This window comes from Nocardia sp. BSTN01, assembly GCF_015354405.1.
Taxonomy (GTDB): Bacteria; Actinomycetota; Actinomycetes; order Mycobacteriales; family Mycobacteriaceae; genus Nocardia.
In genome coordinates, this window is record NZ_JADKYP010000003.1 from 240,088 (window position 1) to 265,575 (window position 25,488).

General features: G+C 67.5%; 17 protein-coding genes, 1 tRNA gene and 1 pseudogene. 8 read left to right on the forward strand and 11 right to left on the reverse strand.

Annotated elements, in window-relative coordinates:
• Positions 1–49: 49 nt before the first annotated feature.
• From IRT45_RS04560 to IRT45_RS04575, 5 genes and pseudogenes are all read right to left on the reverse strand, one after another.
• Positions 50–4,951 carry an NAD-glutamate dehydrogenase gene (locus IRT45_RS04560; RefSeq protein ID WP_194804600.1) on the reverse strand — a complete coding sequence of 1,634 codons (4,902 nt, stop codon included), beginning with the start codon at positions 4,949–4,951 and terminating at the stop codon, positions 50–52.
• 245 nt (positions 4,952–5,196) lie between these two features.
• Entirely contained in the window at positions 5,197–6,873 is a 1,677-nt protein-coding gene (gene ettA, locus IRT45_RS04565) for an energy-dependent translational throttle protein EttA (RefSeq protein ID WP_036499326.1), read from the reverse strand.
• Positions 6,874–7,161: 288 nt separating this feature from the next.
• Positions 7,162–7,458 (reverse strand): annotated as a pseudogene (locus tag IRT45_RS36630) (single-stranded DNA-binding protein); the annotation flags it as partial.
• A 154-nt stretch (positions 7,459–7,612) separates the two neighbouring features.
• Positions 7,613–8,563 carry a threonine/serine dehydratase gene (locus IRT45_RS04570; RefSeq protein ID WP_194804602.1) on the reverse strand — a complete coding sequence of 317 codons (951 nt, stop codon included), beginning with the start codon at positions 8,561–8,563 and terminating at the stop codon, positions 7,613–7,615.
• On the reverse strand, positions 8,560–10,596 hold the full coding sequence (locus tag IRT45_RS04575; RefSeq protein ID WP_194804603.1) for a cytochrome c oxidase assembly protein: 2,037 nt from the start codon (positions 10,594–10,596) through the stop codon (positions 8,560–8,562). Before IRT45_RS04575 ends, IRT45_RS04570 begins: the two co-directional genes overlap by 4 nt.
• Before the next feature lie 181 nt (positions 10,597–10,777).
• Between IRT45_RS04575 and IRT45_RS04580 the strand changes: the two genes are divergently transcribed.
• From IRT45_RS04580 to IRT45_RS04600, 5 genes are all read left to right on the forward strand, one after another.
• Positions 10,778–10,851 (forward strand) — tRNA-Arg (locus tag IRT45_RS04580).
• A 314-nt stretch (positions 10,852–11,165) separates the two neighbouring features.
• Positions 11,166–12,992, forward strand: a complete 1,827-nt coding sequence (locus IRT45_RS04585; protein ID WP_194804604.1) for a glycoside hydrolase family 15 protein — start codon at positions 11,166–11,168, stop codon at positions 12,990–12,992.
• Positions 12,989–14,362: a glucose-6-phosphate dehydrogenase gene (locus IRT45_RS04590; RefSeq protein WP_194804605.1), complete on the forward strand. Its 1,374-nt coding sequence runs from the start codon at positions 12,989–12,991 to the stop codon at positions 14,360–14,362. Before IRT45_RS04585 ends, IRT45_RS04590 begins: the two co-directional genes overlap by 4 nt.
• Positions 14,359–14,892 (forward strand): gluconokinase, encoded by a 534-nt coding sequence (locus IRT45_RS04595; RefSeq protein WP_194804606.1) that lies wholly within the window; start codon positions 14,359–14,361, stop codon positions 14,890–14,892. Before IRT45_RS04590 ends, IRT45_RS04595 begins: the two co-directional genes overlap by 4 nt.
• A 281-nt stretch (positions 14,893–15,173) precedes the next feature.
• The gene (locus IRT45_RS04600) at positions 15,174–15,989 is read left to right on the forward strand and encodes an enoyl-CoA hydratase/isomerase family protein (RefSeq protein WP_194804607.1); all 816 of its coding nucleotides are present in this window, start codon (positions 15,174–15,176) and stop codon (positions 15,987–15,989) included.
• On the opposite strand, the gene IRT45_RS04605 is transcribed toward IRT45_RS04600, so the two are convergent.
• From IRT45_RS04605 to IRT45_RS04615, 3 genes are all read right to left on the reverse strand, one after another.
• Positions 15,971–16,390, reverse strand: coding sequence for a PPOX class F420-dependent oxidoreductase (locus IRT45_RS04605; protein ID WP_194804608.1), 420 nt, complete (start codon positions 16,388–16,390; stop codon positions 15,971–15,973). The genes IRT45_RS04600 and IRT45_RS04605 overlap by 19 nt on opposite strands.
• Positions 16,391–16,439: 49 nt before the next feature.
• Entirely contained in the window at positions 16,440–17,000 is a 561-nt protein-coding gene (locus IRT45_RS04610) for a DUF2165 domain-containing protein (RefSeq protein WP_194804609.1), read from the reverse strand.
• 111 nt (positions 17,001–17,111) lie between these two features.
• On the reverse strand, positions 17,112–18,341 hold the full coding sequence (locus IRT45_RS04615) for a cytochrome P450 (protein WP_194804610.1): 1,230 nt from the start codon (positions 18,339–18,341) through the stop codon (positions 17,112–17,114).
• A 171-nt stretch (positions 18,342–18,512) separates the two neighbouring features.
• Here IRT45_RS04615 and IRT45_RS04620 point away from each other — a divergent pair, with 171 nt between their 5' ends.
• Complete coding sequence (locus IRT45_RS04620) at positions 18,513–20,012, forward strand: aldehyde dehydrogenase (protein WP_194804611.1); 1,500 nt, start codon at positions 18,513–18,515, stop codon at positions 20,010–20,012.
• Between the two features lie 90 nt (positions 20,013–20,102).
• Here the strand turns inward: IRT45_RS04620 and IRT45_RS04625 are convergent, their stop codons facing one another.
• Entirely contained in the window at positions 20,103–21,743 is a 1,641-nt protein-coding gene (locus tag IRT45_RS04625; protein WP_194804612.1) for an amidohydrolase family protein, read from the reverse strand.
• A 44-nt stretch (positions 21,744–21,787) separates the two neighbouring features.
• Positions 21,788–22,945, reverse strand: a complete 1,158-nt coding sequence (locus tag IRT45_RS04630) for an aromatic ring-hydroxylating dioxygenase subunit alpha (protein WP_194804613.1) — start codon at positions 22,943–22,945, stop codon at positions 21,788–21,790.
• A 222-nt stretch (positions 22,946–23,167) separates the two neighbouring features.
• On the opposite strand from IRT45_RS04630, the gene IRT45_RS04635 reads away from it, so the two are divergent.
• Together IRT45_RS04635 and IRT45_RS04640 are read left to right on the forward strand one after the other, a co-directional pair.
• Positions 23,168–23,878, forward strand: a complete 711-nt coding sequence (locus IRT45_RS04635) for a helix-turn-helix domain-containing protein (RefSeq protein ID WP_309240793.1) — start codon at positions 23,168–23,170, stop codon at positions 23,876–23,878.
• Positions 23,862–24,290, forward strand: a complete 429-nt coding sequence (locus IRT45_RS04640) for a nuclear transport factor 2 family protein (RefSeq protein ID WP_194804614.1) — start codon at positions 23,862–23,864, stop codon at positions 24,288–24,290. The genes IRT45_RS04635 and IRT45_RS04640 overlap by 17 nt, the downstream gene beginning before the upstream one ends.
• 10 nt (positions 24,291–24,300) lie before the next feature.
• On the opposite strand, the gene IRT45_RS04645 is transcribed toward IRT45_RS04640, so the two are convergent.
• Complete coding sequence (locus tag IRT45_RS04645) at positions 24,301–25,479, reverse strand: thiolase family protein (protein ID WP_194804615.1); 1,179 nt, start codon at positions 25,477–25,479, stop codon at positions 24,301–24,303.
• Positions 25,480–25,488 lie beyond the last annotated feature (9 nt).

The following is a 25,488-nucleotide window of genomic DNA, read 5'->3' on the forward strand; positions in this document are numbered from 1 at the left end:
CGGGACCGCTTCGGCTAACCAGTATGCAGGTTCGGGGCTCGACCGCCGTTCAGCGAGGCACCTCCGACTGCGCTCCCACACCGCTGACCATGCTGCGCACCTGCCGCGCCGCGACCGAGAGCGTCGCCAGATCGTGTGCGCCGGAGGCGAACAATTCCGACAGCGCCGCCCGCGCGCGGCCCAGCCGGGACTGGTTCTTCGACTCCCAGTACGCGATCTTCTCCTCCGCGGTCTCCTCCGGATCACCGGCCGACAGCACATCGAGGGTGAGCGACCGCAGCGACCCGTACATATCGTCGCGCAGGGCGAGCCGGGCCAGGGCATGCCAGCGATCGCCGCGCTCCAGATGGCTCACGGCCTGCAACAGCCAATCGATCTTGAGGTGCTCGTTGAGCGCGTAGTAGAGCGCACCGACCTCTTCGCCACTGCGGTCGGTGATATCCGCGATATCGACGACATCGAGCAGCGGGAACAGGTTGAGCAGGCCGAAGACCTCGGTGGCCAGATCTTCCGGTACGCCACGCGAGACGATCTTGGCCGAGGCCTCGGACAACGTGTCGAGGTGGTGGCCACGCAACCATCCCGGGACCTTCGGCGCGAGTTCGCGGACCGGACCGCTGTAGCGGTGGATTTCGGCGCCGACCGCGACCGGCTGCGGACGGTTGCTCAGCAACCAGCGCGACGCGCGGTCCAGGGTTCGCTTGGTTTCCAACTCCATTTCGTCCTTCACCGCCGTCGGGACGTCGGCGGCGCGAATGCGCTGCCACAGCGAACGCAGGTCGAAGATCTGGCTGGTGGCCGCGAAGGCGCGCACCACATCGGTCGCGCTGGCGCCGATTTCCTCGTTCAGCCGGTGCGCATAGGTGATGCCACCGAGATCGACCATCTCGTTCACCACCATCGTGGTGACGATCTCGCGGCGCAGCCGGTGACGTTTGATGGCACCGCCGAATCGCTGGCGCAACGCCGCCGGGAAGTATTTCGGCAGCCGCGCGGCGAAGTACGCGCTGTCGGGCAGATCGCTGCCGAGGAGATCGGCCTTCAGCGACAACTTCACGTGTGCGAGGAGATTCGCCAGTTCCGGTGAGGTGAGACCGGTTCCGGCCTCCGCGCGGCGAGCGAGTTCCTTCGTCGAGGGCAGAGCTTCCAGTTCTCGATCCAGGCCACGCCGCTGTTCCAGATCCTCGATCACCCGCATGTGCACATTGAGCATGCGCGGCGCCTCGGTGCGCGACATCCCCATCAGGTAATTCTGGGAGACGTTGTCCCGCAACACCATGTCCGAAACGTCGTCGGTCATCGAGGACAGCAGCGGGTTGCGGTCGTCGACCGACAGTTCACCGGCGGAGACGACCCCGTCCAGCAGCACCTTGATATTGACCTCGTGGTCCGAGCAGTCGACGCCGGCGGAATTGTCGAGGGCGTCGGTATTGCATTTGCCACCGAGTTTGCAGAATTCGATTCGTCCTAATGCGGTGACGCCGAGATTGCCGCCCTCGCCGATGACCCGGACACGCAGATCACTCGCGTTCACGCGCACCGCGTCATTGGACTTGTCACCGACATCGCCGTTCGACTCGGTACTGGCCTTGATATAGGTACCGATCCCGCCGTTCCACAGCAATTGCACCGGCGCCCGCAGAATGGCCCGGATCATATCCGGCGGAGACAGCGATACGACATCTTCGTCGAGGCCGAGGGCGCGCCTGACCTGCGGGCTCACCGGCACGGCTTTCACGGTGCGATCCCAGACACCGCCGCCCTCGCTGATCAGTGAGGTGTCGTAATCCGCCCACGACGACCGCGCCAACCCGAACAACCGCTTCCGCTCCGCGAACGACGACCCCGCCACCGGATCCGGATCGATGAAAATATGCCGATGATCGAACGCCGCCACCAACCGAATATGCTCCGACAACAACATCCCGTTACCGAACACATCCCCCGACATATCCCCGACACCCACCACCGTGAACTCCTCACGCTGGGTATCGACATTCATCTCCGCGAAATGCCGCTTGACACTCTCCCACGCACCCTTCGCCGTAATCCCCATCGCCTTGTGGTCATACCCCGCCGAACCACCCGACGCGAACGCATCACCCAACCAGAAACCGTAGTGTTTGGCGACGTCGTTGGCGATATCGGAGAATGTCGCCGTCCCCTTGTCGGCCGCGACCACGAGATAGGTGTCGTCACCGTCGCGCCGCACCACCCGCGCCGGCGGGATCACCTCGCCACTGGCGTGATCGACATTGTCGGTCACATCCAGCAGACCGCTGATGAAGGTGCGATAGCACTCCACCCCTTCGCCCTGCAGCGCCTGGCGGTCGGTCGCCGGATCGCCACTGGGCGCCGGCGGGCGCTTCACTACGAATCCGCCCTTCGCGCCCACGGGCACGATCACCGCGTTCTTCACCGCCTGCGCCTTCACCAGACCCAGGATCTCGGTCCGGAAATCCTCCAGGCGATCCGACCAGCGCAGACCACCGCGCGCCACCGGGCCGAACCGCAGATGGACGCCCTCGACCCGCGGCGAGTACACGAAGATCTCGAACTGCGGCCGCGGACGCGGTAGCTCCGAAATCGCGTGCGGCTCAACCTTCATCGACAGATACTCACGCGGCCGTCCATCGGCGTCGACCACGTAGTAGTTGGTGCGCAGCGTGGCGGTGACGACACCGACAATGGCTCGCAGAATACGGTCGGCGTCCAGGCTCACGACCTCGTTGATCCGTTTCCGCACCGCGGCACGCAGCTCGTCCGCACGGTCGGACGAGGCCGAATCGGGATCGAACATCGCCTCGAACAGTCCGACGAACAACCGCGCGATATCCGGTGAGGCGAGCAGAACGCGAGCGATATTGGCCTGACTGTACGGAAAGTCCGCCTGCTGCAAGTACTTCGAATAGGCGCGCAGGATCGATACCGACCGCCATTGCAGTCCGGCACGCAGTACCAACTCGTTGAGCGGATCGCTTTCCGCCCGGCCGTGCCAGAGGGCGTCGAACGCCTCGGTGAAGCGCTCCCGCAACCCGCGTTCCTGTGCATGGAGGACATCGAGCCGGTCGGCGGTCTCCACCAATTCGGCATCCATGTTGCGGTCCAACGACATTCGCAGCAGGTCGGGTCGCGCCTGCAAGCCGAAGTCGTAGATCCACGCCATCCTGCCGTCGCCGAACTCGACCTCGTAGGGCCGTTCGTCGACCACCTCCACACCCAGGCTCTGCAGCAGCGGCAGCACCTGGCTCAGCGAGATACCGCCACCGACGTACAGGGTGAAACGCCACGACCCGGGCTCGGCACCCGGCCTGCGATACAGATGCTGATCGATGGCCTCGCCGTCGAGGCGCTCCAGCCGAACGATATCGGCCAGCGCCCGGGAGGGCTCGAAATCCTCCTTGTACCCGTCCGGCAGCGCGGCCGCATAGCGTTGCACCACAGCGGGATCCAGCACCGTGGACCGGGCCACCTCGTCGCGCAGGTGATCGTCCCAGGTGCGGCTGGCCTCGGCGAGCAGATTCTGAATCCGCAACCGATTGGTCTCGGACGTATCCACCCGCGTCCCCGGTTCGGGGAGATGGACGGTGAAATACACACTGGCGAGCTCGTTTTCGGACACCCGCGCCGAATAGTCGATCGAGACACCGCCCAGCTCGCGAACCAGGATGTCCTGAATCTCGAGCCGAACCCGGGTGGTGTAGCGGTCGCGCGGCAGGTACACCATCGCGGCGACGAAACGGCCGTAGGAGTCCTGGCGAAGGAACAACCGCACCTGCCGGCGCATGCCCACGCTGAGTACGGCGCTGGCGGTCCGCCGCATCGTATCGATATCCGAGGAGAACAGTTCGGTGCGGGGGAAGGCCTGGATCACCTCGAGCATCGCCTGGCCCGAAAACGATTCCAGATCGAATCCGCACTGTTCGATCACGGTACGCACGCGCCGGGCGATCACCGGAATGTCGAGCACGTTCTCGTGCAGGGCGGCGACGGTGAACACGCCGATGAACAGATGTTCGCCGACAACCGTCCCGGAGGCGTCCGCCTCGGCGACGCCGATGAAGTACGGATAGACCGAGCGGTGCACCGTTGCCGGGACCAGTCCCTGGGTGAGCATCAGCAGCGGGCGGCGGCCGTTGTGAACCGGAACCTGGAAGTCGGTGCCGACATCGGGCCGCAGGACACCGAGGCAACTGTCCGGCACGACAATGGATTTCGCCTCCGCGCCCACCATGGGGCGGCGTTGGTAACGGGCGTAGCCGAGGAGGGTGAAGTGCCCATCGGCCAACCAGCGCAGCAGGTGAGCGCAGTCCACCAGATCGGTGGTCGGGTACGGCGAGGACCCCTCATCCGCCGTCCGGATCAGCTCGTGGGCGAGGCGATCCTGCACCGCGCGCATCGCCTCGGTATCGCTGATGACCTGCCGCACGTCGGTGAGCACATCGGGCACCTCGGACTCGATGCGTTCGAGAACGTCCCGGCTCGTGGAGGGGTGCAACTGGACGTGGATCCAGGATTCCCGCAGGCCGGTGACGCCGTTGCCGTCGACCTCGTGCGGGGCCGCGGAGTGCAACCGGCCCTCGTCGTCGCGCATCACCTCGAAGATCGGGTGGATCACTTCGCTGACGGTGACGCCGATCCGGGTCAGGGCGGACGCCACCGACTCGACCAGCAGACGCATATCGTCGGTCACCAGTTGCACCGCCGCGCCGATGCCGCTGCCGTCGTCCGGGTGGTAGACCCGCACGCGCGCCGTGCCCGCAGGGCGTTGCAAGCCCAGTTCGAGATGCCTTCGGAAGACCAGCGCCGAACTTCCGGTGATCCCACAGTCCACATCGCCGGCATCCACGTGACGGAAGTACGCCGACTCGAGCGTTGCGAGTTCTCCCCGCAGCGGCTCCGGCAGACTCTCCGCCCACGCGTTACTGGACAATTCGGACGAGACCGTCATTTTTTCGCCAACTCCCTCGGATCGGTTCCGCAACAAAGTGACGCCGGAGTCGAGAGTAGCTGGGCAGCCGAGGCGCCGGGGTGGATTCCTTCTAAACCCTCGGCGACGCTCAGCTACCTCGAACGGGCCGGTTGGTACGCCCGTGCTCGCAGCCTACGCCGAGACCGGGGTAGGCCGCGATGACGTTGCGCCCCAGCATGATTGACGCACGTCCGGGTGGTCGGCCGACTGCGCGAGCCGGAAAATCAATCGCGAGTCAGCTTACGGTGGGTAACGCGATGCGGACGGGCCGCCTCCGGACCCAGGCGCTCGACCTTGTTGGCCTCGTAGGCCTCGAAGTTGCCCTCGAACCAGAACCACTGGGCCGGATTCGAGTCGTCTCCTTCCCACGCCAGGATGTGGGTACAGGTGCGGTCGAGGAACCACCGGTCGTGGGAGATGACCACGGCGCAGCCGGGGAAGTTCTCCAGCGCGTTCTCCAGCGAGCCGAGGGTTTCCACGTCGAGGTCGTTGGTGGGCTCGTCGAGCAGGATCAGGTTGCCACCCTGCTTGAGGGTCAGCGCCAGGTTCAAGCGGTTGCGCTCACCACCGGACAGCACACCGGCCGGCTTCTGCTGGTCGGGGCCCTTGAAACCGAAAGCGGAAACGTATGCGCGCGAAGGCATTTCCTGATTGCCGACCTCGATGTAGTCCAGCCCGTCCGACACCACCTGCCAGACCGTCTTCTTCGGATCGATACCCGCGCGGTTCTGGTCCACGTAGCTCAGCTTCACGGTGTCGCCGACCTTGACCTCGCCGCTGTCGGGCTGCTCGAGTCCGACGATGGTCTTGAACAGCGTCGACTTACCGACACCGTTCGGGCCGATCACACCGACGATGCCGTTGCGCGGCAGGGTGAACGACAGATCCTTGATCAGCTGCCGGTCGCCGAAGCCCTTGTCCAGGTGCTCGACCTCGACGACGACGTTGCCCAGGCGCGGACCGTGCGGAATCTGGATCTCCTCGAAGTCCAGCTTGCGCATCTTCTCCGCTTCGGCGGCCATCTCCTCGTAGCGACCGAGACGAGCCTTGTTCTTGGCCTGGCGGGCCTTGGCGCCCGAACGCACCCAGGCCAGCTCCTCCTTGAGCCGCTTCTGCAGCTTCTGGTCCTTCTTGCCCTGCACCTCGAGCCGTTCGGCCTTCTTCTCCAGGTACGTGGAGTAGTTGCCCTCGTAGGGGTAGGCCCGGCCGCGGTCGAGCTCGAGGATCCATCCGGCGACGTTGTCCAGGAAGTAGCGGTCGTGCGTGACGGCGAGGACAGCGCCCTGGTACTGGGCCAGATGCTGTTCGAGCCAGTTGACGCTCTCGGCGTCGAGGTGGTTGGTGGGCTCGTCGAGCAGCAGCAGATCCGGCTTGCTCAGCAACAGCTTGCACAGCGCCACCCGGCGGCGCTCACCACCGGAGAGGTTGCCGACCGGCTCGTCCGGCGGCGGGCAGCGCAGCGCGTCCATGGCCTGCTCGAGCTGGGAGTCGATATCCCACGCGTCGGCGTGGTCCAAGTCCTCCTGCAGCTTGCCCATTTCCTCCATGAGCTCGTCGGAGTAGTCGGTGGCCATGAGTTCGGCGATCTCGTTGAAGCGGTCCAGCTTCACCTTGATCTCGCCGAGGCCCTCCTCCACGTTGCCGCGGACGGTCTTCTCCTCGTTCAGCGGCGGCTCCTGCTGCAGGATGCCGACCGTCGCTCCGGGCGCCAGGAACGCGTCACCGTTATTGGGCTGGTCCAGTCCGGCCATGATCTTCAGCACGCTCGATTTACCGGCGCCGTTCGGACCGACGACGCCGATTTTGGCGCCCGGAAGGAAGTTCAAGGTCACATCGTCGAGGACGACCTTGTCGCCATGTGCCTTGCGAACTTTCTTCATCTGGTAAATGAACTCAGCCATGTAGGAAAGCCTATCGGTGTCGGAACCAGTGGGTCGAAACGGAGGACCGCGCGAGCGGAGCAGAGGTAACGGTAGTCGTCCGGCGTCGGCGGCCGCCGCGGAGACCGGATCGACGGTAGTCGATCCCGTGCCCGCCGCTGGGCCGGACTCGCCCGGCGGCGCCTCGGGCGCTGCGTCGTCCCCTCCGGGAACAACGTGGAGGTCCGGGCCGGAGTTCCGCGCGCCGCCCCGCCGCATCACCGGAGCCGTACAACGGCCCAGGTCGGGACCCAGCGCGGCGGCTCGCATCTCGAGGTCGTGGCGTTGCACACCTTCCCTGGTCCGGTACTCGTTGGTGCGCAGCTGACCGTAGGCGATGATCGGATCGCCGCGACGGATGGAGGCGTCGACCCCCTCCACCAGCCGCCGCCAGCAGGTCACCGTCAGGAACAAGGTGCCGCTGTCCACCCAGCCGCCGGTATCGCGATCGAAGCGGCGGGCATTGCTGGCCATCCGGAAACTGACCACCTGCTCCCCACCGGGCAGACTCCGCCGTACCGGATGTGTGACGACGGTGCCGATGACGGCGGTATTCGCCTCGTACATGGTTGTCCCCCTTCACGTTTCCACTGTCCCCGTCCGTGGCGCCTCGGCCGCCGTGACTTGTTCAGCGTCGCCGATTTCGCGGTTCGTCACCAGTGCCGAATGCGGATATGTGGACAACTCACGCAGGTGTGAACAGACGTCGTTTCCGACGTCCCTAGAGGTTGCTCACGTCCGTATTGGCGCCGCACAGCACGATCACCGGCCGCTCGCCGGGTTCCGGGACATAGGCCCCGGTCTGCAGGGCGGCCAGCGCCACCGCGCCCGCCGGCTCCACGACCAGACGGAATTCGCGCCACAGATATTCGCGCGCCATCGCGATCGCATCGTCGCTCACCAGGACCGAGCCGACGCCGTAGCGGATCGCGGTGTCGAGTGCGATGTCACCGATCCTGGTCGCGCCCAGCGCATCGGCCGCGATGCTGTCGACCGGCACATCGACCGGGCGCCCCGCCGACAACGCCGCGTACAGCGTCGGCGCGCCCTTGGGTTCGACGCCGATCACCCGCGACCGTGGACCGAGCGCGATGGCGATACCGGCCATCAGTCCCCCGCCGCCGACCGCCATCAGCACCGGCGGCCGCCCGCGCACCTGGCGTTCGATCTCGAGTCCGACCACACCGGCCCCGGCGACCACCGCGGGCAGATCGTAGGCGTGCAGTTGCAGCGCGTTGCGCTCCGCGGTCACCGCGTCGGCGTGGCGTTTGGATTCGGCATAGGTCGTTCCGTGCCACAGCACTTCCGCGCCGTATCCCCACATCGCCGCGACCTTGGTGTGCGGTGCGGTTTCCGGGACGACGACGGTACAGGGGCGCCCGCGCAGCGCACAGGCCAGCGCCGCGGCGATACCGGCATTACCACCCGAGGCGATCACCACCGGCCGGCCGTCGTCCGCCGACTGCAGCAGCGCGTTCAGGCTGCCCCGCAGCTTGAACGTGCCGCCGTGCTGCAGATGTTCGAGCTTCAGAGTGACCTTGACCGGCCCCCCGGGACCGGCCACCTCGGTGTGGAACACGGGCGTGACCCGCACGTCGTTACCCAGCCGCTCGCGGGCGGCCCGGATGTCGGCGCGAAACAAGCGCGGAATCCGCGCGGGCGCCTCGGTCACGGCTTCACCTCGCGGTCGCGTTTCGCCAGTTCGGCGAACATGGCGTTGTGCGCGGCGAGGGCGGCGTCGTGGTCGCGCTCGGCGGCCCGGTCGAAGCGTTTGGCCGTGCGGTCGTCGCTGCGCGACCACTGCACCAGCAGGGCCAGCATCACGAGGACCAGTGGAATCTCACCGCTGGCCCAGGCCAGACCGCCGCCGGTGCGCTGATCGCCGAGCAGATCGGTATTCCAGCTCAATCCGAGCCCGCGATAGAACCACTCGCCCATCACCGTGGTCATGCTCATCAGGGCGACGCCGAAGAACGCGTGGAACGGAAGCGATCCGAACACCATGCCGACCTTCGTGAGCGGCTGCACCTGGCGTGGTTTGGGGTCGATACCGAGAACGACCCAGTAGAACAGGTAGCCCGAGACCAGGAAGTGCAGATTCATCGCCAGGTGGGCGCCGTGCTCGCCGACCACCGCATCGAAGATGCCGCCCAGGTACAGCGCGTAGAAGCCGAGGATGAACAACGCCGCAGCGACGGCCGGCTGAGTCAGGAAACGGGACACCGGATTGTGCACCGCGGCCAGCACCCATTCACGCGGTCCGGGCGGTGCGTCCCGACCGGCGGCGGGCAGGGCGCGCAGGGCCAGCAGCACCGGTCCACCCAGTGCGAACAGCACCGGCGCCAGCATCGACAGCAGCATGTGCTGGGCCATGTGCACGCTGAACATGGCCGGGGCGTAGCGGCCCACCCCGGAACTGGTGGCGATCAGCAGCACCGCGCAGCCGCACAGCCACGCGACGGTCCGGCCGACCGGCCAGGCGTCGCCGCGGGCGCGCAGTCGGCGCACGCCCACCAGATACAGCACCGCCAGCACAATGGCGAGCGTGCCGAACATGATGTCGAACCGCCAGTCGAACAGGATGCGGGCGGCGGTCGGCGGCCCGGCGAGGTTGTAGCCGAGTTCCACCTCCGCGGGCGAGGGCACCCGTTTCAGATCCGGCGGCGGGGTGCGGCCCAGTCCGACGGCCAGTCCGATCGTGGCCGCGAAGATCAGCACCTCGACTCCGGCATAGCTGATCAGGGCCGAGCGGTCACGAGGATTGTCGGCCAGCGCGGGAAGAGCGCGGCGGCGCTGCAGGAAGCCCGCGATACCGAGCAGGCAGAGTGCGACCGTCTTCGCGATCACCAGCCGGCCGTAGGTGGTGGTGAACAGTTCGTCCCACGGCACCCGCACCCAGGCATTGAGCACGCCCGAGACCGCGACGACCGCGAACGCGCACGTCGCGACCAAGGAGAATCGCCGGGCGGCGAGACCGGTGTATTTTCCGCCTCGCATGGCGTAGGCGAGTACCGCGAACAGGCCGCCGACCCACACCGCCATGCCGACCAGATGCAGAATCAGGCTGTTCGTCGCGACGTCGTGGGCGCCACCCGACGACGAATGTCCGGTCAGCGCAACCGGAATCAGGCACAGCAGCGACCAGGCGAACAACACCGGCGTCCAGCCCCAGCGCAACGCCAGCCGGCATCCGATGGCGAGCAGGATCGCCATGATCGCCGTGGCCCGCCAGGATCCCGCGACATCGACCTTGCCGATGGCATGCCAGATCTGATCGGGCCGCAACACCGAGCCCACGGGCTGGCCGGTGGTGTCCGACAGCGTCAACGGCACCAGCAGCGCCGAGGTCACCGCCCAGGCCAGCGCCGCGATACCGGCGCGACGAAGAGCCCGGTAACCGCCGACATCCAGCAGGCCGTCGCGCTGCGGCGGGCACAGGAACGCCGCGAAGAGCAGCGATCCGACCGCGATCGCCGCCGAGAAATCGGCCAGCGCCCGCACCGCGGGCAGTCCGTAGGTGGTCAGCGGTCCAGGGTCGGGAATGCCGAGCAGCGTCAATGCCTGAGCCGCGGACAGACTGACCACGATCGGCGCGACCAGGGCGGTCAGACCGACAGCGACCACCGCCAGCACCGGGAACGCCGTCGCCTCCGGCCGCGCGGCCTGGGGGTCGGAATCGGCGGGCGGGTCCTGCGGTGACGACATACTATTCAGCGTAGTTGGCGGTCCACCTCACAGCCTTCCGGCCCCGAGTCGGACCGCTCACTGTGACGAGGCCGACAGTCGCGCACGGCGTTGTCGATGACCAGCACGGATCTGGACGCTCGCTATAATCAACTCGCTGGACACGCTGCCTCAAACCGGGCATGGTGTTTGGTACTGCCATGCCTCCGTAGCTCAGTTGGATAGAGCAAGGGCCTTCTAATCCCTAGGTCGCAGGTTCGATTCCTGCCGGGGGCGCTTTGTCGGTCCAACCTGCGCGCACTTCGGGTTGGGCTGTGGTTACCCGATTGGTTCAACGCTCAAACACACAGAAATTTCGTGGCCGATTCGGCAGGGGGCATGCTTCGAGCAGGTTGCCCCTACACCATCCACGGCTGGTCTCCGATCCCCGCCGTCGCCTGTGATCACCGGCGAACTCGCGTTAGCCAGCCGATTGACCGCTCGGCATTTCGAGCAGGTATCGGCCGCTCAGTTCCGCTTTCCCATCGGATGCCAGCTGATAGCCTTCCCTCTAGTTGTCGCCGGGCGTTCCATTCGTGGAAGGGGATGGCGTGCACGATCCCGATCCACCGTTCCGGCCGATCCGCCGGAACGACGGGTATCTCCCGCTGGAGGACTACGGTCTGATCGGAGACGGTACGACGGCCGCGCTGGTCGGGGTGGACGGTTCGATCCCGTGGCTGTGCCTGCCGCGCTTCGATGCCCAACCGCTGTTCTGCGGGCTGCTCGACCATGCTCGCGGCGGCCACTTCACCGTCGCGCCGACCGATCCGCTGGAAGGCCGCCAGCGCTACCAACCGGACACCGGCGTACTCGAGACCGAATTACGCAGCGCCACCGGCGTTCTCCGAGTGACCGACGCCATGGTGGTGCGCCCCGGCTCGGACCTCGGCGACGACGCGCCCGCCGCTCGCTCGGAACTGGTTCGCTCCGCGATCGTCGTGAGCGGGCACGTCCGGGTGACGGTCGAGATCGCCCCGCAGGGCGGCGCGCAGTTGCGGCCGGTGCTCAGCGGGCTGGAGATCCGGGTAGCGTCCCAGCCGAACCTGCGGCTGCATCTGCGCGCCGATCGGCCGCTGGACGGCGTGCACACCACCTTCGACCTGGTACAGGGTGAGCGGCTGGAGCTGGTGCTGTCGTGGGGACGCTTCCACCGCCACCATCGCTTCGACGCCGAGGCGATGCTGCGCCACACCGCCGACGCATGGCGCTCCTGGATGCGGACGTGCACCTACGACGGTCCCGAACAGGCACTGGTCCGGCGCTCCGCGACCACCCTCAAACTCTGCGATCACTGGGTGAGCGGATCCGTCGTCGCGGCACCCACCTCGTCGCTGCCGGCGCCGATCGGCGGGGTCCGCAACTGGGACTACCGCTATGTGTGGATCCGCGACGCCTCCTATGCCGTCTACGCCTTGCGCCGCATCGGTTTTCGCAACGAGGCCGATGCCTTCCTCGGCTGGGTGCTCGACGCGTTCGAGCGCAGCGGCGAGCCGCGCATCATGTACGACATCGACGGTGATCCGGTTCCCGACGAGTTGATCGACACCGGCCTGGAGGGCTACCGCGCGAGCGGCCCGGTGCGCTGGGGCAACGGCGCCACCGATCAGCGCCAGCACGACGTCTACGGCGAAATCCTCGATTGCGCCGACCAATGGCTGCGCACGGGCGGTGAGCTGCAGCCGGTGCTGTGGTCGAACCTGTCCGATCTGACCGAGGCGGCGGGGCGATCGTGGCAGGAACCGGATCAGGGAATTTGGGAAGTACGCAGCCCGGGACGGGTATTCACCTATTCCGCGGCACTGTGCCACGTGGCCCTGCATCGCGCCGCGTCGATCGGGGAACGATTCGACCTGCCCGGCCCCGTCGCGATGTGGCGCAGCACCGCGGACGAAATCCGCGAGGCGATCCTGAAGAACTCGTGGGACGAACGGGCCCAGACCCTCAGCGCCCATCTCGACGGGGGCGGCGAACTGGATGCGAGCCTGCTGGCACTGCCGTTGCGTCGCGTCGTTCCCGCCGATCATCCCCGCATGACGGCGACGACCGCGGCGGTGGCCGATCGGCTGGGCGCCGGTGACGGGCTGCTGTATCGCTATCTGCACGACGAATCACCGGACGGTCTGCCCGGAAACGAGGGCGCGTTCCTGCTGTGCAGTTTCTGGCTGGTCGACAACCTCATCGCCCAGGGACGGCTCGAGGACGCCGAGCGGCTCTACACCTCCCTGTGCGCCCGTGCGAGCACCGTGGGCCTGCTCGCCGAGCAGATCGATCCGTCGACCGGCGCGTTCATGGGTAACTTTCCGCAAGCGTTCAGTCATATCGGCATCATTTCCAGCGGGGTGAAACTCGCGCGAGCGAAGGCAGGTGCGTCATGATCACGCGTCTGGTCGTCTTCGGCGGCACCGGCGATCTCGCCGCGCGCTACTTGTTGCCTGCCTTGGCCGCACTGTTCCAGGCCGGACATCTGGACAGCCGCTTCGAGGCGGTGTGCGCCGATCGGAAGGGCCGCGGCGACGAAGAGTTCCACGAGTGGGTGGTGTCCCAGTTGGAACTCCATGCCGCGGAGGCGGCGCCCGAGGCGAGAAAGGCGGTCGCGGCCGCGACGCGGTACCGCCGCGCCGACATCCAGAATGCGGAGGAGGTGGCGGCGGCGATCGCCGGCGACGGTCCGGTGGCGGTCTACCTCGCCCTTCCCCCCGCGGTGTTCCCCGCCGCGATCACGACCCTGCACGAGGTGGGACTGCCCGCGGGCAGCCGGATCGTCCTCGAGAAACCGTTCGGCGAAGACCTCGAGAGTGCCGAGAACCTCAACCGGCTGCTGGCCGATCTGGTGCCCGAACGAGCCGTCTTCCGGGTCGACCACTTCCTCGCGATGACCACGGTGCAGAACCTGCTCGGCAGCAGGCTGGCCAATCGCGTCCTCGAATCCATCTGGAACAGTGCGCACATCGACAAAGTGGAGATCGTCTGGGACGAAACCCTCACCCTCGAGGGAAGGGCCGGATACTACGACCATGTCGGCGCCCTCAAGGACATGGTGCAGAACCACCTACTCCAGCTGTTGTGCCTGATCGCCATGGAACCTCCGATCACGCTGTCCGAACGTGACCTGCGCGACCGGAAGGTCGACGTGCTGCGCTCGGTGCGCCCGCTGACCGATGCCGATGTCGCCGCGCGTACACGCCGCGGGCGGTATCTCGCGGGACGGATCGGTGATCGCGACGTTCCGTCCTACGTCGACGAGGACGGCGTCGACTCGGGTCGGCGCACCGAAACCTACGCCGAAGTCGAACTGACACTGGACAGTTGGCGGTGGTCGGGCACGACCTTCGTGCTCCGCAGCGGGAAGGCGCTGGGGGCCGATCGCAACGAGGTCGCCGTCCACTTCCGGCCGGTTCCCCATATGCCTTTCGGCCATCAGGGGACGCCGGAGCCCAACGTGCTGCGGTTCGGGCTCGCCCCCGAAAGCCTGTCACTCGCTCTGACCACCGTCGGTGCCACCGCCGGCACCCTGGTACCACTCACGCTGACCGCTCAGGTCCAGCCGCCGGAGTTGCCGGCCTACGGCAGACTTCTGCTGGACGTCCTGAACGGTGACCCCGCCCTCTCGATCCGCGCGGACGAGGCCGAACAGGCCTGGCGGGTCGTGACGCCGATCCTGTCGGCGTGGTCGCGTGATGTGGTGCCGCTCGAGGAGTATCCGGCCGGGTCGCAGGGTCCCGCCGGCACCGATCACAGCGGATGACCACCCGTGCCCGCGCCCAGCCGGACCGTCGGCCCTGTGTCGTCGTGACCGGGGTGTCGGGAACCGGGAAGACCACGACGGCCCGGCTGCTCGCCGCCCGGCTCAGCCTCCCGTTCGCCGACGCGGACGACTTCCATTCGCCGGACAACATCGCCAAGATGACCGCCGGCATCGCACTGAGCGACGCCGATCGCGAACCCTGGCTGACCTCGGTGGGCCACTGGCTGCGCGATCGTCGTCTCCGGGGCGACGGCGGCGTGATCGCCTGTTCGGCGCTCAAACGCCGCTACCGCGACACCCTGCGCTCCGCCGCGCCGGGGACCGTCTTCCTGCTGCTGATCGCCGACCGCGAACTCTTGACCGAACGCATCTCCCGCCGGCACGGCCACTACATGCCGGTGTCACTGCTCGAATCCCAGCTCGCGACGCTCGAACCGCTCGCACCCGCTGAACGAGGCCTCACACTGCGCGCCGACCGGCTACCGGACGCCCTCGCCGACGAGGCCGTCGCCTTCCTCACAACCGGATGATCTCCAAGGGGGCACCCCGGAACGCCTGCGGCCCACCACATCCGTGATGTGGTGGGCCGGGGTGTGTCGTGATGGTGGTCAGGCCGCGCTACCGCTGGCCCCCAGCGCAGCCAACATGTCCACGAGCACAGTCAGAAAGTCCATTCGGGTTCGTACCTTTCGATTCAGCGGAGGGTGCCAGCATGCATGTCGAATGTTGCCGCAAGGTTATGCGCCGGTGAAGTCGAATCGGCCCCGACAAGAACCGAATATCCAAAAATGGAGATTGCTATTCTTCCAGAATGAGCGATGATCTCGGTGCGGCGGGGCTGCGATTCGAGCGCGACGGCGTGATCGGCTGGTGCGTGATCGACCGGCCCGCGGCGCGCAACGCGCTGACGCCGGCGATGTATTTCGGCATCAAACGCGCTGTCCACCTGGTCAATTCGGATCCTGATCTGGCGGCATTGATCATCACGGGCACCGGTGACGTGTTCGCGCCGGGCGGCGACCTGGGCGGGCGCGCCGACCCCGGTGACGCCTTGCCGCCGGAGCTGTCCGGCCAGGATGTGCTGCCCTTCCTCGCCATCCGGGACAGTCGCGCCCCGGTGGTGTCGGCGGTGAACGGGATCTGCCAGGCGGGCGGTCTGCTCATCGCGATGATGTCCGATATCGCGGTCGCCAGTGAGCGGGCGGTGTTCCGGGTGCCGGAGTTGTTGCGCGGCATTCCCGACGCCACCTACGCCGCGGTGCTGCCCGCCCACGTCGGCGTGGCGGTGGCTCGCGACCTGCTGTTGTCGGCGCGGCGATTCGATGCCGCCGAGGCGCAGCGACTCGGCGTCGTCAGCCGGGTGGTGGCACACGAACGGCTGCGCACGGAGGCCGTCGCGGCCGTCACCGAGATCCTGCAGACCGCACCGCAGGCCCGCGCCCAGGTGAAGCGCATGCTGAACGAGCGCTACGGCAGCATCGACTACCAGACCATGTTCCTGGCCCTGGAAACCTCGCCGGAACCGCGGGAGGGCATGCGCGCCTTCATGGAAATGCGCGCGCCGCAATGGATTCCCGAGGCGCTACCCACTTCCGGAGATCGCCGTCGTCAGGGCAGCATGCCGTAGGCGCGGGTGGGATGCAGGCGCGCGATCACGCGGCGGTCGGCGACCATCGCGCGGCGGTAGTCCGCCCAGTCCGGATGCTCGCCGCTGAGCGCGCGGTAGTAGGCGATCAGCTCCTCCACCGTGGCGTCGTCGGTGCTCGCGGCCACCGGGGTCAGTTCGACATCGGCCTCCAGCACGGCATAGGCCCAGAAGTCGTCGCGCGTGACGTGCAGGGCCGCCCACGGCTCCCGGCGCAGATTGGCGTACTTGGCCCGGTCCGCGGTGATGGAGATCCGGACGATGCCGTCGGGCGCGATCCAGTGTGTGACGTTGGACAGCTGCGGGCGGCCGTTGCGGCGCACGGTGGTCAGGACGGACCGCGAGGTGGTACGGGCGAAGTCGAGCGCGGTGTCGAGTTCCATACGGGCTGCAACCCGGGGTGGTCAGGCACTGTTCCCGAACGGCCGCAGGTCATTCCGAGGGCGACGCGGCCGGCGGCGCCGAGTCGGGCAGATGGACCAGCACCAGTCCCACCCCGGCGATCAGGAAGTTCTGCAACGCCGCCGACGACGCGTTGACCTCCTTGTTCGCCCACATCCGGAACCACTCCCCGCCGACGGTCAGGAACGCCCCAGCGAACAGCAGCACTGCCATCGTCCAGCCGATACTGGACAACGTCGCCGCGGTGCCGGGCCGCACCGGCACCCGGCGTGGCCGTCCGCTCAGCTCCCGCAGCCAGCAGGCCGCGGCGACCAGCAGCACGAGGGCGATCGAGAACTCCCAGATCACCACGAGGATGTAGACGACGAGCGCGATGTTGCCGCTGGTGATCGCGCGCCAGTCGGTGCCCGGATTGTGGATGGTGGCCCGCATCGACAGCACGGCGGCCACACCCCGGCGATTGGTGACGGTATCGGTGCAGTTGGTGATCGCGACGAACAGGTAGTAGAAGCCCGTGATCGTCGCCAGCGCCGCCACCGCCGTCCGGCGGCTACCGAGCACGTCGAGAATTCCCGCACCGCCGATTCGCATGCTGCTCAGCTAAACGGTTCGGCGAAACCGCGTCAACCGCAGCGGCTTCCCAGCGGCGACCATGTGCGAGCGGGCTTTTCGCCACCACGAACCACCCGCCGCCGCGCCGATCTAGCTCGCGGTGCGATCCGGTTCGCGAGCCACGAAGGTGATCGGCAGGCTCAGCGGCGAACGGGTGAGACCGGCGTGATATCGAATCTCCGCCCCGTCCGGGATGGCGATCCGATCCATGCGTTGCACGATCTCCTCCAGCGCCACCCGTAGGTTCAACCGGGCGAGGTTGGAGCCCGCACAGCGGTGCGGGCCCGCACCGAAGGCGAAGTGGCGGTTACGAGTTCGATTCGGATCGAATCGGTCCGGATCCGGGAATTCGCCGGCGTCGCGATTGGCCGAGGCCCAGTGGATGAGCATCTTGTCGCCGGATTCGATGGCGTGTCCGGCCAATTCGGTCTCGCGGACCGCGGTGCGGCCCACCGAGACGAACGGTGAATCCAGCCGCAGCAGTTCCTCGACGGCCTTCGGCATGAGCTCGGGGCGCTCGCGCAGCAACTGCGGAATCTCGGGCTCGCGGCAGAACCGCTCCACCATCAGTCCGAGTGCGCCGGCGGTGGTTTCGAGTCCGCCGAGAATGAGAAGCTGTACCGCGCCGATGGTTTCGTCCTCGGTCAGTGGTACGCCGTCGATCTCGGCGGCCAGCACCGCGTCGACCACATCCCCGCGCGGCGGTTGTTCACGCCGGGCGGCGAGGAAGCCTTTGACCCAGGCGTACAGGCCCTTCCAGCATTCGCGGGACTCGGGATGATTGGGGATCGACGACCGCGAGGCCAGCCGCGACACGGTGTCGAGTTCGTCGGCGGGCGCGCCGATGGCGAGCTCGAAGAACGCCAGACTGGGCAGCGGCCGGGCGAAGGCGTCCATGAATTCACACTGTCCGTCGGCGAGGAAATCATCGAGCAGGCGGGTGACCAGATGGCGCGTCGGCTGTTCCCAGTCGGCGACCGCCGCGGGTGTGAAGTACGGGGTGATGAGGCTCTTGTAGGCGCGCTGTTCGGGCGGGTCCACCTCGACGGGCAGATTGCGCACCACGCCCTTGGTGCCGGTGACCGACAGGCCGTGCGCGGAGCTGAACACCGACCAGTTCTGCGCGACGCTCAGCACCTCCTCGTATCCGGAGGCAACCCAGAATCCGCCGTATCGGTCGCTGTGGGCCACCGGACACAGCTCGCGCATGCGGGCCATCGTCTCGGGCAGTGTGGCGGCGAGTTCGGGCGAGAGGTGGTCGAACCGGCGCAGACACCAATCATCGGGCAGGCGTACGCCGTTGGGCGTTGTCTTCTCCATGGTTTCCCCTGGCTGCTCGGGCACCGAGTGGGCGCCAACTCACAGTAACAGGGTAAGTGATCACTTTCTAGCAGACGATGGGAAGCGGTGACCTACCATGGGTTAGTAAGTTCTTACTCACAATCTGTCCGGCTCGGCCCGCTCGATGCGCCGTGGTCAGGAAGGATTTCCATGTCGACAAGCACCGGAGCACTCGCCTCGCTGCCCGCATTCCTCGACGGCCGCACCAAGCGCCTGCTGATCGGCGGCCGGTGGGAAGCCGCGGCGGCGGGGCGTACCTTCACGAGCATCGACCCCTCCACCGGCGCGGTGATCGCCGAACTGGCCGCCGCCGACGCCGTCGACGCCGACCGCGCGGTCACCGCGGCCCGCGCGGCGCTGGTGGGCCCCTGGCAGCGGTTCTCCCCGCGCGATCGTCAGGCCCTGCTGTGGGCGTTCGCGGACAAGGTGCAAGAGCACTTCGACGAACTGCGTCTGCTCGAATCGCTCGATATGGGGTCGCCGCTGGGCCGCCGCCGCCCGGGTTCGCGGGCCTGGGAGGCCGAGGTACTGCGGTACTACGCGGGCTGGGCGACCAAGATTCACGGTGAGACACTGCCGAATTCGATTCCCGGCTCGGTGTTCAGCTATACGGTCAAGGAGCCGGTCGGGGTCGTCGCCGCGATCGTGCCGTGGAATCGCCCCGTCGCCAACGCGGTGTGGAAGATCGCTCCGGTGCTGGCCACCGGCTGCACCCTGGTCCTCAAACCCGCCGAGGAGGCGAGCCTGGCCGCGCTGCGGCTCGGAGAATTGTTGAGCGAGACCGGAATTCCCGACGGAGTGGTGAATATCGTGACCGGCGACGGCCAATCCGTCGGGGCCGCGCTGACCACACATCCGGGCGTGGACAAGATCGCCTTCACCGGCTCGACCGCGGTGGGGCGCGAGATCATCCGCTCCTCCGCCGACACCCTCAAGCGCGTCTCGGTGGAACTGGGCGGCAAATCTCCCGATGTGATCTTCGCCGATGCCGATCTGGACAAGGCGGTTCCGGGCGCCGGCATGGGCGTGTTCTCGAATTCGGGCCAGACCTGTTGTGCCGGGACGCGCATTTTCGTCGAGCGGCCCGTCTACGACGAATTCGTCGAGCGTCTCTCGGATTTCGCGCGTTCGCTCCCCGTCGGCAACAGCCTGGACCCGCGGACCCGGATCGGCCCGCTGGTCTCCCAGCAGCAGCTGACCCGGGTATGCGAATACCTGGCAGCGGGCCCGGACGAGGGCGCGCGCACCACCGCCGGTGGGGCCCGCATCGACACCGGTGATCTCGCCACCGGCTATTTCGTGGAACCCACGGTCTTCGCGGATGTGTGCGACGAGATGCGGATCGCGCGCGAGGAGATTTTCGGTCCGGTCGCCTGTGTGCTGCCGTTCGACACTCTCGACGAGGTGGCCGAACGGGCCAACGATTCCGATTACGGTCTGGCGGGCGGAATCTGGACCCGCGACATCAGCACCGCACACCGGCTGGCGGGGCGATTGCGGACTGGCACCGTGTGGGTCAACACGATGCTGCTGTTCGATCCGGCGGTGCCGTTCGGCGGATACAAGATGAGCGGATACGGACGCGAGATGGGCCCGCATTCGCTGGAGGAATACCTCGAGGTCAAATCCGTGTGGATCGACACGGATTGATCGCAACCGGTGCTGCGCACCGAATGCCGAAGGGCCGCGCGGTATTCCGCGGCCCCCACGGCGCGCCGGTCGGTCCGCAACCGTGGTCGATCAACTGCGCAGCAGCCGTCCCGCCGCCGTATCGGCCACATCCACTCCGTCACGGCGCGTCTGAACGCCGTTGACCCACATGTGCTCGACTCCGGTGCTGCGCACGACGAGCCGATCCGCTCCCCCGGGCTGATCGTGCACCCGCTCGATCGGAGTCGTGCCGACCGTCGTGGGATCGAAGGCCACCAGGTCGGCGAAATACCCCTCGCGGATCAGCCCGCGCTCGCGGATGCGGAAGGCGTGGGCGGGCTGGCCGGTCAGGCGCCACACCGCGTCTTCCAGTCCGACGGCCTTGCGCTCGCGCACCCAATGCCCCAGCAGATGGGTGGAATAGCAGGCGTCGCAGAGCTGACTGGCGTGCGCGCCGGCGTCGGACAGGCCCAGGATCGTGCGCTTGTCGGCGAGCAGATCGCCGATCTCGTCGTCACCGTCGTTGTCCAGAACCACGCGGAAGCGCGTCGACATCCCGTCGGCGAGCGCGACGTCGAGCATCAGATCGAAGGCGGTGGTGCCGCGTTCGGCGGCCAAGCGGTCCAGGGGAATTCCCACCGCGTCCGGATCGGCGACGGTCTCCTCCACGGCGACCTTGGGCCACCGATGCGCCCATGCGGCCAGCGTCGCCGGGCGGGCCCGTTCCCGCCATGCCGCGTCGCGGTAGAGCTCGGCGCGCTCCTCCCGCGGCCGGGCGAGCACTTCCTTCCACTCGTCGATCTCCCCCAGCGGGGTGGGATCGGCGAGGCTGACCTGCATGACGATGGGCCGGCAGGCGATCTGCGGGTACACCTCACCCGGCAGCGCACCGCCGCGCTCCACCGTGCGCATCGCCGCGCCGGGTTTGTCGGCGCGCGCCACCAGCGCGGTCCAGGTGACCGGAATGCCGTAGCGCAAGGACAGATCCGAGAACTGATCGACGAACATGCCGGGTCCGATCGACACCTGCAGGATGCCCTTGCCGACCGCACCCAGTTCCGCGGCCAGCGCGTCGACCTCGTCGACCTCGGCGAAGCGGCTGGGTACCGGGCGGCCGAACGCACCCTGATGGGCCGGTTGGCGCGAGGTGGACAGTCCGACCGCACCGGCCGTCACCGCCTCTCGCACCAGCGCGCGCATGGTGTCGACCTCCGCGGAGGTCGCGGCGCGTTCCTCACCGCCCAGGACGAACAGCCGCAGCGGCGTATGTCCCAGGAACGCACCGACATTGAGCCGCTTGCGGCGCCGCTCCAACGCGTCGAGATACTGCGGGAAGGTCTCGAAACACCAGTCGATGCCGGCGTTCAGCGCCTCCATCGACATGCCCTCGACGTTTTCCAGTGTGCGCACGATGATTTCGCGATGCGGCGGCCGGGTCGGCGCCACCCCGAAACCACAGTTGCCCATGATCACGGTGGTGACGCCGTGCCAGCAGGAAGGTGTGAGATCACCGTCCCAGAGGATCTGCGCGTCGTAGTGGGTGTGGATGTCGATGAAACCGGGTGTGAGCGTGAGCCCGTCGAGATCGACGACGCGTGTGTCCGGGCCCGGCGTCACCTCGCCGGGGGCGCCGACGGCGGTGATGCGGTCACCGGTGATCCCCACCTCGGCGGACCTTCCGGGTGCCCCGCTTCCGTCGACCAGCCAGGCGCGGCGCAGCAACAGATCCATGGGTCCTCCCGGAAAGTGCGAATCAGCAAGGTGGTCAGGAATTCTCACGCCCGGCGGACGGCCGCCAGCGCGTCGTCGAAACCGCGGTGCAGATGCTGCGGTGCGGGCTCGTTGCGGCCGAAGACGATGGTGCCGAGCACGCCGGCCCGGATGCCGGGTTCGGTCCGGGCCGCCACCCAGAAGTCCTCCCCGTCCACCACGGTCTCGCAGATCCAGGGGGCCATCTCCACCGCTTTGGCCCGTTCGGACTCGCTCAGGCCGGGGCGCAGATATGTGCTGTGCACGACCTCGGAGGAGTTCGCGTCGACCGGGACGATCTGCCACAGCTCCACGTGGCGGCTGTCGAAGGTGAGGCTGGTATTCGGAAACAGCGCGTACTGCAGGCTGATATGGCTCATCACGTCGCCCCACTGCTCGTCGGGCACCTCGCGCAGTTCGTCGATCGTGCGCAGTGCCGAGCAGTTGCGCAGATGCCGGCCGAACGGGTCGAAGGTCAGCACGCCGCCGTAGGCGTATTTCGCCAGGGTCCGGCGATGCAGGAAGCGGAAGTGGTAGTTCTCGCGGAAGGTGTCGAGCGTGACCTTCCAGTTGGCCCCCACGGGATGGACATGCGGCTCGCCGTACAACTCCCAGTCCGCGAACTCGAGCACCGCGAGTTCGTCCGCCAGGCCGGGGCCGAGATATTCATCGATATCCAGGGCGGGCCCGGGACGCAGCGATCCGACGATCAGCCCGTACCCCTCACTGACGGGCAGTTCGACAAGTCCCTTGCGCTCCAGGCACATTCCGGTGAAGGCGTCCGCCACCGGAACGGCGACGAGGCGACCGTCCAGATCGTAGGTCCACGAGTGGAACGGACAGGCGAATCGGCTGCGGGCGCCGCCACCGTCGGCCACCCGCACGCCACGATGGCGGCAGGCGTTGGCGAAGGCGCGAACGCGGCCTTCGTCGTTGCGGGTCAACAGAATCGGAACGCCGCACAGGTCGACGGTGCGGTAGGTGCCCGCATGCGGGAGCGCGCCGGACAGGCACAACACCAGCGGGTGGCTGCGAAACAGGACGTCGAATTCCTCGGCGTGCCGCTGCGTCGAATAGATATCGGTCGGCAATTCGAGGATGTCCGGCGCCAGATCGGTGGTGCCCGCGTCGATGTGGTCGAGCAATCGGCGCGCGAGGCTGTGTTCCAGCGCTTGCCTGTCCATAACACACTCCACCCGAAACTCCGGACCCGAAGGACGGTCGACTGCGAGCTTAGTAGGTGATTACTTACTCCGCAAGGAATTGCGAGAACCCAGTTCTACCTGGAGAGATCGACGTCATCACGCCGATGGCGTGGATGCCGTCGCGGGCGCACTAGGATAAAGTGTGTACCCACTAACAAACGCCGATCGGCGCCGGCGCCGGCGCGGAAACGAGGAGGACTCGTGGCCAGAACCACGACGAACGGGAGTTCCACGATCCCGTCCACCCCTGCCACCGGCGCACCGCCGGTGCGGCGCCGGCTCACCGCCGAGGCCCGCAAGAGTTCGATTCTGGCCGCCGCGCGCCGCGCCTTCAGCGAGACCGGCGATATGAACGGCACCACGGTCAAGATGATCGCCGAGCACAGCGGGATCAGCGAGGGAATCATCTACCGGCACTTCGAAAGTAAGGATCAGCTGTTCTTCGAGGCGGTGGTGGAACCGCTCAAGTCGGCCGTCGACGATCTGGTGGCCGCGACCGCCGTGGTCGACCGCGATCAGCCGCTGACCCCGCAGCGCCAGCTGGAGACCCTCAAAGGTCTCTACCGCCAACTGATTTCGACACTCGACGAGGTGCTGCCGCTGCTGGGACTGGTGCTGTTCGGCGATCCACAGGTGGCCCGGCGGTTCTATCGCGAGAATTTCGCGGTCGCCATGGACCGGCTGGCCGAGGCGTGGCGCGAGGTCGAGGATCGTTACGGATTCCCGTTCGAATCGCCCGACATCTCCGCCCGCGCGGTGATGGGCATGGCGCTGATGCAGGCGTTGGAGACCCGGCACGGCACCGCCAAGAAGGCCGACCGCGACCGGGCCGTCACCTTGATCAGCGAGGGCACGGTCAAGGGATTCTTCCCGGTGATCGAGGGAGCCGAATCCGATGACCGCACAGCCTGATTCGCGGCACGACTCGCCCGCGCTCGGCGGCCTGGAGATCGTGACGGAGTTGTCGCGCCGCTTCGCCGCCGGTGACGGCGCGGGGGCGCTGGCGCTGTTCCACCCCGACATCCGGATCGAACAGCCGGCCTCCCTGCCGCACGGCGGCAGCTACCACGGACATGCGGGGGTGGCCGCCATGGGCGAATCGTTCGGACGGTACTGGGAGCGCAGTATCGACAATCCGCGCATCTTCGGCTCGAAGGATTCGGTCGTGCAACTGACCACCCAAACCTGGACGGCCCGGGTATCGGGGCGGCACGCCACGGTCGACGTGGTGGAGCTGTTCTCCTTCGCCGACGGGATGGTTCGCGAGATCCGGGTGTTCCAGCAGGACACCCACGCCCTGCTGAAAACCCTCGAACCTCGGTGAGGACCTGACCTCAGGGCACGTCGACCACGACCGCCGTGCCCATCCCACCGCCCGCGCACATCGCCGCGACGCCGACCCCGCCGCCGCGGCGCCGCAGTTCGTGCACCAGGCTCAACACCATCCGGGTTCCCGTCATCGCCACGGGATGTCCCAGACTGCAACCACTTCCGAGGACATTGACCTTCTCCTCGTCGAGTCCGAGCGCGCGGGTCGCGGCGACCGCGACCGAGGCGAAGGCCTCGTTGATCTCCCAGAGCGCCACATCGGCCACCGCCAGTCCGGCGCGCGCGAGTACCTTCTCGATCGCGGGGGCGGGCGCCAGTCCGGTGTCCGCGGGCGGCACGCCCACCGAGGCCCACGCCCGGACCACGGCCAGCGGCTCGATGCCGCGCTCGCGGGCCACCTCACGATCCGCGACCACCAGCGCACCGGCGGCGTCGTTGATGCCGGCGGCATTTCCCGCGGTGATGCCGAAGCTCTCGATCTCCGGATGCAGCGGTTTCAACGACGACAGTTTCTCCAGAGACGAGGTGCGCCGGGGATGTTCGTCGACGGCGAAGGTGACCGTATTGCCGTCGCGGCGGGTCACCTCGATCGGCACGATCTCCTCGGTGAAGCTGCCGGCGTCGATCGCGGCCACCGCGCGCTGATGCGAACGCAACGCCCACTCGTCCATCTGCGCGCGTGTGATCCCGGCCTTCACCGCCGCATTCCATCCGACCGTGATCGACATATCGCGCACGGGTGCGTCGGGGGTTTCGCGGTGGCTCGGCGCGAGCCAGTCCTCCTCCCATTCCTCCGAGCCCGGAATGCGCCGATTCACCGTCGGTGCGGTCGAACTCGACTGCACGCCACCGGCCACCACGATCCGGTCCATCCCGGCGATGATCGAGGCGGCCGCGCTCTGCAGCGTGGACAACCCGGAGGCGCAGTGCCGGTTGTGCGCGATACCGGGCGCATTCACCAATCCGGCCTCGATGGCCACGTAACGGCCGATCGCCCCGCCGCCGTACAGCGATTCTCCGAGAATGACGTCGTCGACCAGTTCCGGTTCGACCCCCGCGCGGCGCACCGCCGCGGCGACGGCCACCGTTCCCAGCGTGAAGGCGTCGGTTTCGGTCAGCGATCCCTTGTATGCCGTCCCGATCGCCGTGCGCGCGCCCGAAATGATCACGGCCTCATGGCTCATGGGTGCCAC

Excerpts from the sequence above, each read along its gene's own strand:
- IRT45_RS04595 (WP_194804606.1), top strand. The coding sequence starts at position 14,359 with ATGACCACCCGTGCCCGCGCCCAGCCGGACCGTCGGCCCTGTGTCGTC.
- IRT45_RS04620 (WP_194804611.1), top strand. The coding sequence starts at position 18,513 with ATGTCGACAAGCACCGGAGCACTCGCCTCGCTGCCCGCATTCCTCGAC.
- IRT45_RS04630 (WP_194804613.1), bottom strand. The coding sequence starts at position 22,945 with ATGGACAGGCAAGCGCTGGAACACAGCCTCGCGCGCCGATTGCTCGAC.
- IRT45_RS04640 (WP_194804614.1), top strand. The coding sequence starts at position 23,862 with ATGACCGCACAGCCTGATTCGCGGCACGACTCGCCCGCGCTCGGCGGC.
- IRT45_RS04610 (WP_194804609.1), bottom strand. The coding sequence starts at position 17,000 with ATGCGAATCGGCGGTGCGGGAATTCTCGACGTGCTCGGTAGCCGCCGG.
- IRT45_RS04645 (WP_194804615.1), bottom strand. The coding sequence starts at position 25,479 with ATGAGCCATGAGGCCGTGATCATTTCGGGCGCGCGCACGGCGATCGGG.
- IRT45_RS04615 (WP_194804610.1), bottom strand. The coding sequence starts at position 18,341 with ATGGAGAAGACAACGCCCAACGGCGTACGCCTGCCCGATGATTGGTGT.
- ettA (WP_036499326.1), bottom strand. The coding sequence starts at position 6,873 with ATGGCTGAGTTCATTTACCAGATGAAGAAAGTTCGCAAGGCACATGGC.
- IRT45_RS04605 (WP_194804608.1), bottom strand. The coding sequence starts at position 16,390 with ATGGAACTCGACACCGCGCTCGACTTCGCCCGTACCACCTCGCGGTCC.
- IRT45_RS04625 (WP_194804612.1), bottom strand. The coding sequence starts at position 21,743 with ATGGATCTGTTGCTGCGCCGCGCCTGGCTGGTCGACGGAAGCGGGGCA.
- IRT45_RS04590 (WP_194804605.1), top strand. The coding sequence starts at position 12,989 with ATGATCACGCGTCTGGTCGTCTTCGGCGGCACCGGCGATCTCGCCGCG.
- IRT45_RS04575 (WP_194804603.1), bottom strand. The coding sequence starts at position 10,596 with ATGTCGTCACCGCAGGACCCGCCCGCCGATTCCGACCCCCAGGCCGCG.
- IRT45_RS04560 (WP_194804600.1), bottom strand. The coding sequence starts at position 4,951 with ATGACGGTCTCGTCCGAATTGTCCAGTAACGCGTGGGCGGAGAGTCTG.
- IRT45_RS04600 (WP_194804607.1), top strand. The coding sequence starts at position 15,174 with ATGAGCGATGATCTCGGTGCGGCGGGGCTGCGATTCGAGCGCGACGGC.